We start from the raw sequence: 9,759 nt of genomic DNA, 5'->3' as shown, positions 1-9,759 counted from the left end.
ACGCCCGGTTACATTCCGAACCCGGAAGCTAAGCCTTTCAGCGCCGATGGTACTGCAGGGGGGACCCTGTGGGAGAGTAGGACGCCGCCGAACAACCCGCCCTTTTAGCTCAGTCGGTAGAGCGTCTCCATGGTAAGGAGAAGGTCAACGGTTCGATTCCGTTAAAGGGCTCAGAGAAAAGGCCCCCGCCTGATGGCGGGGGCCTTTTTGCGTTCGAGGAGCCGCGCACGGCCGGCCCCCGGAGGGGCCGGCTTGAATTCCTCATGGCCTGTGCGGCTCCGGGATGCGCAGAGCCAGGATGGCCATGTCGTCGGAGGCGGGCTCCTGGGCGAAGCGCTCGACCGCCCGCAGCACGCGCGAGGTGATCGCGCCGGCCGTCAGGCCCGTACACGACCTGAGGACCTCGGTGAGGCCGTCGTCGCCCAACATGCGGGTGCCCTCACGGCGTTCGGTCACGCCGTCCGTGACGCACAGCAGCACGTCGCCCGGGTCGAGGGTGACCGTCTGCTCGTACAGCTCCAGGTCGTCCATGACGCCGAGCAGCGGCTGCGGGTCGGCGGCCGGGCGGACCGTGCCGTCCTGGCTCAGGCGGAGCGGCAGCGGGTGGCCGGCGCAGACGACCTTCAGGACCGCCGAGCCGTCCTCCTGCGGGCGCAGTTCGCCGTACAGGAGGGTGAGGAAGCGGCTGCGGGCGCCCTCGTCGAGGATGGCCGCGTTGAGGCGCTCCAGGACGGCCGGGCCGCCGAAGCCCTCGCGGGCGAGCAGGCGCAGGGCGTGCCGGGCGAGGCCGGTGACGGCGGCCGCCTCGGGTCCCGTACCGCAGACGTCGCCGATGGCGAAGCCGTAGGAGCCGTCGCGGATGGGGAAGAGGTCGTAGAAGTCGCCGCCGACCTCGTTGCCCTCGCCGGCCGCGCGGTAGATGACGTCGACCTCGACGCCGGGGACGTCGGGGAGGCCGGGCGGCAGCAGGCTGCGCTGGAGGGAGCGGCTGATGGCCATGCGCTCGGAGTAGAGGCGGGCGTTGTCCAGGGCCAGCGCGGCCCGGCGGGAGAGGTCTTCGGCGAGTTCCAGGATCTCCTGGCGGAAGTGGTCGTCGGTGGGCTTGCCCAGGGTGAGCATGCCGATGACGCGGTTGCGGGCGACGAGCGGGAGGACGACGGTCTCGCCGCCGACGGCCGCCGCGGTCGCCAGGACCGTGTTGATGCCGGACGACACCGGGCTGCCCGGGCCGCCGAGTTCGCGCATGGAGGCGCTGAGCGCGGCGCGGTGGGCGGCCTCGCCCGGCGCGCTCCAGACGCGGGCGCCCGGGGTGGGCACCGGGTCGGGCGGCGAGATCGAGACGAGCAGGGCCTTCAGACCGTCGATCAGGTCCTCGTCCTCGTGCAGGACATAGGAGAGGTACGGGTCGGAGGCCTGGTCGGCGATCGTGTAGACGGCGCACCAGGTGGCCAGGGTGGGGACCGTCATCTGGGCCATCAGGGCCAGGGTCTGGTCCCGGTCGAGGGTGCCGGCCAGGAGGTCGGAGGCCTCGACGAGGAAGCTGAGCGAGCCGCGGCGGAGCCGTTCGAGCTCGCCGAGGCGGGCGGACTCGACGGCCAGGGCGATGCGGTCGGCGGCGAACTGGAGGCGCAGGGCCTCCTCGTTGGAGTAGCGGTTGGCGCTCTCGGCGGCGACGCCGAGGGAGCCGGTGAGGCGGCCCTCGACCTTGAGAGGGACCGTCACGACCGAGCGCATGCCGGTGCCTTCGAGCAGCGGGACGGCGCCGGGGACGGCGGCCAGGTCCTCGTGGACGGCGGGCATGCGGGCGGAGCCGTAGCGGCTGGCGCCGGTCTCGACGGGGACGCGGGCGAAGCGCTGGCGGGCGGAGGGCAGGCCCGTGGTGGCCCGTACCTCGAGTTCGGTCTCGTCGTCGGTGGCGAGGAGCAGGAAGGCGGAGTCGCCGTCGAGCATGTCGCGGGCGCGCTCCACGGTGCGCTGGAGGAGGCCGTCGAGGTCGTCGGGGGCGGGGGAGCCGATGAAGACCTCGAAGGGGTCGACGGCGGTGCCGCGGTTCTCGGCGCCGGTCTCGGCGGCGGGGCGCTGCGGGGTCTGCAGCACCGCGCGCTCGTGCTCGCGGACGAGGAGGCAGACGGTGGAGGGTTCGCCCTGGGCGTCGCGGACCCGCAGGTGTGAGGCGTAGACCGGGATCACGCGGCCGTCGGCGCAGCGGATGCCGTAGCTGCCCTCCCAGCGGGAGAGACGGAGGGCCTCGGCGAGGCCGGTGCCGGTGCCGGGGGTGTGGGGCCAGGCGGCCAGGTCGCCGAGGGGCTTGCCGGTGACCTGCTCGGAGCCGTATCCGAAGAGCTCCTCGGCGTCCTCGTTCCAGGCGGTGATGGCGCCGGCGCCGTCGATCTGGACGACGGCGACGCGGACCCGGCTGTCGGTGAGGGGGAGGAGCGGGTCGGGCAGGACGGGGCCCGCGGAGCGGGTGCCGACGGGGCGCTCGGGGAGGTCGAGGTGGAACCAGACGTGTTTGCGGGTGGGGCTGTAGTCGACGCCCCAGCGGGTGGCGAGCGCGGCGCACAGGAGCAGGCCCCGGCCGTTCTCGCGCTCGGGGCTGCTCATGGTGCGGGGCTGCTGGAGGGGGATCTCGCGCTCGGGGTAGCGGTCGGCGACCTCGATGCGGATGCCGTCGTCGCCGCGCAGGCAGAGGACGTCGGCGGCGGTGCCGGCGTGGATGACGGCGTTGGTGACGAGTTCGCTGGTGAGGACGACGGCGTCGTCGACGATCTCGCTGTGTCCCCAGCCCTGGAGGGTGTCCCGGACGAAGGCGCGGGCGGTCGCGACGGACCGCCCGACGGGTTCGAAACTGGCAGCCGCCCGCGCGGTGATCACTGAACTCCTCGTACGCGTCTCGACGCCCGGCTCTGCCATGGTCGGTCTGCCCCTCCCGCTGCCCGGTGCTGCTTCTCGCGCCGTCCGCCCCCGCCGGGCGGACCGGGGCGGTTGGACAGCCGGATGCCAGGTTACTTACCTTCGCTGTCCCAGCGGATGCCGGTCATGCGGATCCGTCCCCCGGACGTGGGGACGTTGTGCGAAGGTGCCGAACTGTTATGGCCTGGTTCGGACCCGGTGAAACACTGGGCAGGTTGTATCTGGGCAGGCTGGTAGCGAGAGACCGAGCGTACGGTCGACCCCTTCGGGAGGGACACGGTGGAGTCTGGCACGACGACGCGGCGCGGTGGCGGTTCGCGGCCGAAGGGCGGAGGCCGGTCCCGGGGCGGGGGCACGGTGCAGGTGGACGCGGCCGCGTTGCAGCGGCTGCTCGCGGCCCTGGTGTCGATGCGGGACGGCAACTTCCGCAAGCGGCTGACGGTCTCGGGCGACGGGGTGATGGCGGAGATCTCCGCCGTCTTCAACGAGGTCGCGGACCGGCAGTCGCATCTGACCGGGGAGTTCACGCGGGTGCGCCGGGTGGTGGGCCGCGAGGGCAAGCTGTCGGAACGCCTTGAGGCAGGCGCGGCGGAGGGTTCCTGGGCGGCGACGATCGAGGCGGCGAACGCCCTGGTCGACGAGCTGGCGCGGCCGGTGTCCGAGGTCGGGCGGGTCCTCTCGGCGGTGGCCGAGGGTGATCTGGGGCAGCGGATGGAGCTGCGCTCGGAGGGCGGCGACGGGTCGACGCGGCCGCTGCGCGGGGAGTTCCTGAAGGTCGCGCGGACCGTGAACAACCTGGTCGACCAGCTGTCGGTGTTCACCGACGAGGTGACCCGGGTGGCCCTGGAGGTGGGCACCGAGGGCAAGCTGGGCGGTCAGGCCCAGGTGCGCGGGATGTCCGGTTCGTGGAAGGACCTCACGGACTCGGTCAACACGATGGCCAACCAGCTGACCGCGCAGGTGCGGGACATCGCGCTGGTCACGACGGCGGTCGCCAACGGTGATCTGTCGCAGAAGGTCACGGCGAACGTGGCCGGCGAGATGCTGGAGCTGAAGAACACCGTCAACACGATGGTGGACCAGCTGTCCTCGTTCTCGTCCGAGGTGACCCGGGTGGCCCGCGAGGTGGGCACCGAGGGTGAGCTGGGCGGACAGGCCGAGGTGGCCGGGGTCGCCGGTGTGTGGAAGGACCTCACCGATTCCGTCAACACGATGGCGGGAAATCTCACCAATCAGGTGAGGGGTATCGCGGAGGTCACCGTGGCGGTGGCCAACGGCGATCTGTCGCAGAAGGTACGGGTGTCGGCGCGCGGCGAGATCGCGCAGCTGGCGGACACCATCAACCAGATGACGGAGACGCTGCGGACCTTCGCGGACGAGGTGACGCGTGTCTCCGGCGAGGTCGGCGCGCAGGGTCTGCTCGGCGGTCAGGCGCAGGTGCCGGGTGCGGCGGGGACGTGGAAGGACCTGACGGACTCCGTCAACACGGTCTTCCGGAACATCACCACGCAGGTGCGGGACATCGCGCAGGTGACGACGGCGGTGGCCAACGGTGATCTGTCGCAGAAGGTCACGGTGGACGTGGCCGGCGAGATGCTGGAGCTGAAGAACACCGTCAACACGATGGTGGACCAGCTGTCGGCCTTCGGTTCCGAGGTGACCCGGGTGGCGCGGGAGGTCGGTGTCGAGGGCCGGCTGGGCGGTCAGGCGCAGGTGCAGGGCGCGGCCGGCACCTGGAAGGACCTCACCGACTCGGTGAACACCGCGTTCCGCAACCTCACCGGTCAGGTGCGGGACATCGCGCAGGTGACGACGGCGGTGGCCAACGGTGATCTGTCGCAGAAGGTCACGGTGGACGTGGCCGGCGAGATGCTGGAGCTGAAGAACACCGTCAACACGATGGTGTCGCAGCTGTCCTCGTTCGCCGACCAGGTGACGCGGATGGCGCGGGACGTGGGCACGGAGGGCCGGCTCGGCGGTCAGGCCCGGGTGGACGGCGTGTCCGGGCGCTGGCGGGAGCTCACCGACTCGGTGAACTTCATGGCCGGCAATCTGACCTCGCAGGTGCGGCAGATCGCCCAGGTGACGACGGCCGTGGCCCGGGGCGACCTGTCGCAGAAGATCGACGTGGACGCGCGCGGCGAGATCCTGGAGCTGAAGAACACCATCAACACGATGGTCGACCAGCTGTCCGCGTTCGCGGACCAGGTGACCCGGGTGGCGCGCGAGGTGGGCACCGACGGGCGGCTCGGCGGTCAGGCCGTGGTGCCGGGCGTCGCCGGTGTGTGGCGGGACCTGACGGACTCGGTGAACGGCATGGCCGGGAACCTGACGGCGCAGGTGCGCAACATCGCGCAGGTCGCCACCGCGGTGGCCCGCGGTGATCTGTCGCAGAAGATCGACGTGGACGCGCGCGGCGAGATCCTGGAGCTGAAGAACACCCTCAACACGATGGTGGACCAGCTCTCGGCGTTCGCGGAGCAGGTGACGAGGGTGGCCCGTGAGGTGGGCACCGACGGCATCCTGGGCGGTCAGGCCGAGGTGCAGGGGGTCTCCGGCACCTGGAAGGACCTCACCCAGTCGGTGAACATGATGGCGAACAACCTGACCTTCCAGGTCCGGAACATCGCCGAGGTCACCACGGCCGTGGCGCGCGGCGACCTGTCGAAGAAGATCACCGTCGACGCCAAGGGCGAGATCCTGGAGCTGGTGACCACCGTCAACACGATGGTGGACCAGCTGTCGAACTTCGCCGACGAGGTGACGAGGGTGGCCCGTGAGGTGGGCACCGAGGGCATCCTCGGCGGCCAGGCCCGGGTGCGCGGTGTGACCGGCATCTGGAAGGACCTCAGCGACAACGTCAACCTGATGGCCAACAACCTGACCAGCCAGGTGCGGAACATCTCCCGGGTGTCCGCGGCGGTCGCCAACGGCGACCTGACGAAGAAGGTCACGGTCGAGGCGCGCGGCGAGGTCGCCGAGCTCGCGGACACCGTGAACACGATGGTGACGACGCTGTCCTCGTTCGCCGACGAGGTGACCCGGGTGGCGCGCGAGGTGGGCACCGACGGCATCCTCGGCGGCCAGGCCCGGGTGCCGGGCGTCTCGGGCACCTGGAAGGACCTCACCGAGTCGGTGAACTCGATGGCCGACAACCTCACCGGCCAGGTGCGGCAGATCGCCGCGGTCGCAACCGCCTTCGCCAAGGGCGACCTCACCAAGAAGATCGACATCGACGCGCGCGGCGAGATCCTGGAGTTGAAGAACACCCTCAACACGATGGTCGACCAGCTGTCGAACTTCGCCGAGGAGGTCACCCGGGTGGCCCGTGAGGTGGGCACCGACGGGCAGCTCGGCGGTCAGGCCCGGGTCCGGGACGTGGAAGGCACCTGGAGCGACCTGACGGAGTCCGTGAACGAGATGGCCGGGAACCTGACCCGGCAGGTGCGCGCCATCGCGGCCGTCGCCACCGCGGTGACCCGCGGCGACCTCAACGTCAAGATCGACGGCGTGGACGCGGCCGGTGAGATCCAGGCGCTCCAGGACAACATCAACACCATGATCGCGAACCTGCGCGACACCACGCTCGCCAACGACGAGCAGGACTGGCTGAAGAGCAACCTGGCCCGTATCTCCGGCCTGATGCAGGGCCGCCGGGATCTGGAGGACGTGGCCTCGCTCATCATGAGCGAGCTGACGCCGGTCGTCTCGGCGCAGCACGGCGCCTTCTTCGTGGCGATGCCGACCGGCTCCGCGCACGGCGAGGCCGAGTCGGTGGGGGAGGGCGAGGGCTCGTACGAGCTGCGGATGCGCGGTAGTTACGGCTACTCCGCCGGGTCCATGCCGACCTCGTTCCGGCCGGGCGAGACGCTGATCGGGACGGCCGCCGAGGAGAAGCGGACCATCCAGGTCAACGTGCCGCCGGGCTATCTGAAGATCTCGTCCGGGCTGGGCGAGGCCGCCCCCGCCCATGTGATCGTGCTGCCCGTGCTGTTCGAGGGCCGGGTCCTCGGGGTGATCGAGCTGGCGTCCTTCCAGCCGTTCACGCAGATCCAGCGGGACTTCCTCAACCAGATCGCCGAGCTGATCGCGACCACCGTCAACACCATCAGCGTCAACACCCGTACCGAGGTGCTGCTCCAGCAGTCGCAGGAGCTCACCGAGCAGCTGCGGGAGCGGTCGGCGGAGCTGGAGCACCGGCAGAAGGAGCTGCAGAACTCCAACGCGGAGCTGGAGGACAAGGCCGAACTCCTGGCCCGGCAGAACCGGGACATCGAGGTGAAGAACACCGAGATCGAGGAGGCCCGGCAGGTCCTGGAGGAGCGCGCCGAACAGCTCGCGGTCTCCATGCGCTACAAGTCCGAGTTCCTGGCGAACATGTCGCACGAGCTGCGCACCCCGCTCAACTCGCTGCTGATCCTCGCCAAGTTGCTCGCCGACAACGCGGACACGAACCTGACGCCCAAGCAGGTCGAGTTCGCCGAGACCATCCACGGGGCCGGCTCCGACCTGCTCCAGCTGATCAACGACATCCTCGACCTGTCGAAGGTCGAGGCGGGCAAGATGGACGTCTCGCCGACCCGGATCGCGCTGGTGCAGCTCGTCGACTACGTGGAGGCCACCTTCCGGCCGCTCACGGCGGAGAAGGGCCTCGACTTCTCCGTACGGGTCTCCCCGGAGCTGCCCGCGACGCTGCACACCGACGAGCAGCGGCTGCTCCAGGTGCTGCGCAACCTCCTTTCGAACGCGGTGAAGTTCACCGACACCGGGGCCGTGGAGCTGGTGATCCGGCCGGCCGGGGCGGAGGTGCCGCAGTCGATCAGGGAACAGCTCCTGGAGGCCGGGACGGTGAGCGACCCGGAGGCCGAGCTGATCGCGTTCTCGGTGACCGACACCGGCATCGGCATCGCCGCCGGCAAGATGCGGGTCATCTTCGAGGCGTTCAAGCAGGCCGACGGCACGACCAGCCGGAAGTACGGCGGTACGGGCCTGGGGCTGTCCATCAGCCGGGAGATCGCGCGGCTGCTCGGTGGCGAGATCTACGCGGCGAGCGAGCCGGGCCGCGGCTCGACCTTCACCCTCTATCTGCCGCTGAGCCCGGCCGCGCCGGCGACGGCGCACGGGGCGGAGCAGCAGGATCCGGACGACCGTCTCGGCGCCGGCGAGGAGATGGGCGACGGGCTCGTGCACTTCGCGCCCGCACCGGTGCACACCGAGGCCCGCTCGGGCGCCGGCGCGCTGTTCCGGCACCGTCGCAAGACGGTGGAGCAGTGGCCGCAGCTGCCGGGCCAGACCGCCAAGGGCGAGCAGCCGGCCACGGAGGACGAGCGCGCGGAGGCCCAGCCGCGCCCGGTGTATACCTTCGCGGGTGAGAAGGTGCTGATCGTCGACGACGACATCCGCAATGTGTTCGCGCTGACCAGCGTCCTGGAGCAGCACGGGCTCGCGGTGCTGTACGCGGAGAACGGGCGCGAGGGCATCGAGGTCCTGGAGCAGCACGAGGACGTCTCCGTGGTCCTGATGGACATCATGATGCCGGAGATGGACGGCTATGCGACGACCACCGCGATCCGGCGGATGCCGCAGTTCGCGGGGCTGCCCATCATCGCGCTGACCGCCAAGGCGATGAAGGGCGACCGGGAGAAGGCCATCGAGTCCGGGGCCTCGGACTACGTGACCAAGCCGGTCGACCCGGACTACCTGTTGTCGGTGATGGAGCAGTGGATGCGCGGGGAGGGACGCTAGGAGTGTTCCTGGAGGGGTGTCCCGGCGGCCAGGCCTGCGGCCGCCACCGGGACACCGTCCGCGGCCGGCCCTCGCCAACCGGGTGTGAGAGCCCGCCGGACGGGGAACCTTCTGGTCTCCCGCCGCGTTCGACGTACGGGCACGGATTGCGTGTTCTGTGACAATGCGGTGACAGGGTGTGGCGACGGGTGGGGTGCGGCTACGATGACCGGCACAAGGACGGACGGCGCATGGGAGTCGTCTTCTGGGGCGGCGCCCGGTGCTTCCCCCGGCACGCAGAGCCGGAGCGAGCCAGTGCCGGGGCGAGGAGGACGGGGCATGGTGCAGAAGGCCAAGATCCTCCTGGTCGATGACCGGCCGGAGAATCTGCTGGCGCTGGAGGCCATTCTCTCCGCGCTCGATCAGACACTGGTGCGGGCATCGTCCGGGGAGGAAGCGCTCAAGGCGCTGCTGACCGACGACTTCGCGGTCATCCTGCTGGACGTCCAGATGCCCGGCATGGACGGATTCGAGACGGCGGCGCACATCAAGCGGCGCGAGCGGACCCGGGACATCCCGATCATCTTCCTCACCGCCATCAACCACGGCCCCCACCACACCTTCCGGGGCTACGCGGCGGGCGCGGTCGACTACATCTCCAAGCCGTTCGACCCGTGGGTGCTGCGCGCGAAGGTCTCGGTCTTCGTCGAGCTGTACATGAAGAACTGCCAGCTCCGCGAGCAGGCCGCGCTGCTCCGGCTCCAGCTGGAGGGCGGCGCCGGCCAGCCCAAGGAGTCCCCGGGACTGCTCGCCGAGCTCTCCGCCCGGCTCGCCGCCGTCGAGGAGCAGGCCGAGGCGCTGTCCAAGCAGCTCGACGACGACTCCGCCGACGCCGCGGCCGTCGCCACCGCCGCGCACCTGGAGCGCAAGCTGACCGGCCTGCGCCGCGCGCTCGACGCGCTCGAGCCCGGCACCGGCGGCGCGCCCACCCTGCCCGCGCAGAACTGACACACGCTCACCGGACCGGGCGCCCGCCGTGAGCGGGCGTCAGTTTCACGCCGCGGCAAGGGCGACACGAACGGGTGAGCGCGGACAGCGCTGTCTCCCCGGCGGGTTGCGCAG

The 9,759-nt window shown here is 70.8% G+C and carries 3 protein-coding genes, 1 tRNA gene and 1 rRNA gene; 4 read left to right on the top strand and 1 reads right to left on the bottom strand.

Features of this window, described 5'->3' with window-relative positions:
- Together rrf and AB0M18_RS33395 are read left to right on the top strand one after the other, a co-directional pair.
- Window positions 1–93: ribosomal RNA gene (gene rrf / locus AB0M18_RS33400) — 5S ribosomal RNA — on the top strand; the annotation flags it as partial.
- Between the two features lie 5 nt (window positions 94–98).
- Window positions 99–171 (top strand) — tRNA-Thr (locus AB0M18_RS33395).
- A gap of 90 nt (window positions 172–261) precedes the next feature.
- Here the strand turns inward: AB0M18_RS33395 and AB0M18_RS33390 are convergent.
- Window positions 262–2,913 (bottom strand): SpoIIE family protein phosphatase, encoded by a 2,652-nt coding sequence (locus tag AB0M18_RS33390; RefSeq protein WP_365764699.1) that lies wholly within the window; start codon window positions 2,911–2,913, stop codon window positions 262–264.
- A gap of 279 nt (window positions 2,914–3,192) precedes the next feature.
- Here AB0M18_RS33390 and AB0M18_RS33385 point away from each other — a divergent pair, with 279 nt between their 5' ends.
- Together AB0M18_RS33385 and AB0M18_RS33380 are read left to right on the top strand one after the other, a co-directional pair.
- Complete coding sequence (locus AB0M18_RS33385) at window positions 3,193–8,658, top strand: HAMP domain-containing protein (RefSeq protein WP_365764697.1); 5,466 nt, start codon at window positions 3,193–3,195, stop codon at window positions 8,656–8,658.
- Window positions 8,659–8,976: 318 nt separating this feature from the next.
- Complete coding sequence (locus tag AB0M18_RS33380; protein ID WP_356069008.1) at window positions 8,977–9,645, top strand: response regulator; 669 nt, start codon at window positions 8,977–8,979, stop codon at window positions 9,643–9,645.
- Window positions 9,646–9,759 lie beyond the last annotated feature (114 nt).

Source organism: Streptomyces sp. NPDC051909 (assembly GCF_040681095.1).
Classification (GTDB): Bacteria; Actinomycetota; Actinomycetes; order Streptomycetales; family Streptomycetaceae; genus Streptomyces.
This window is presented reverse-complemented; position numbering and strand designations above follow the sequence as displayed.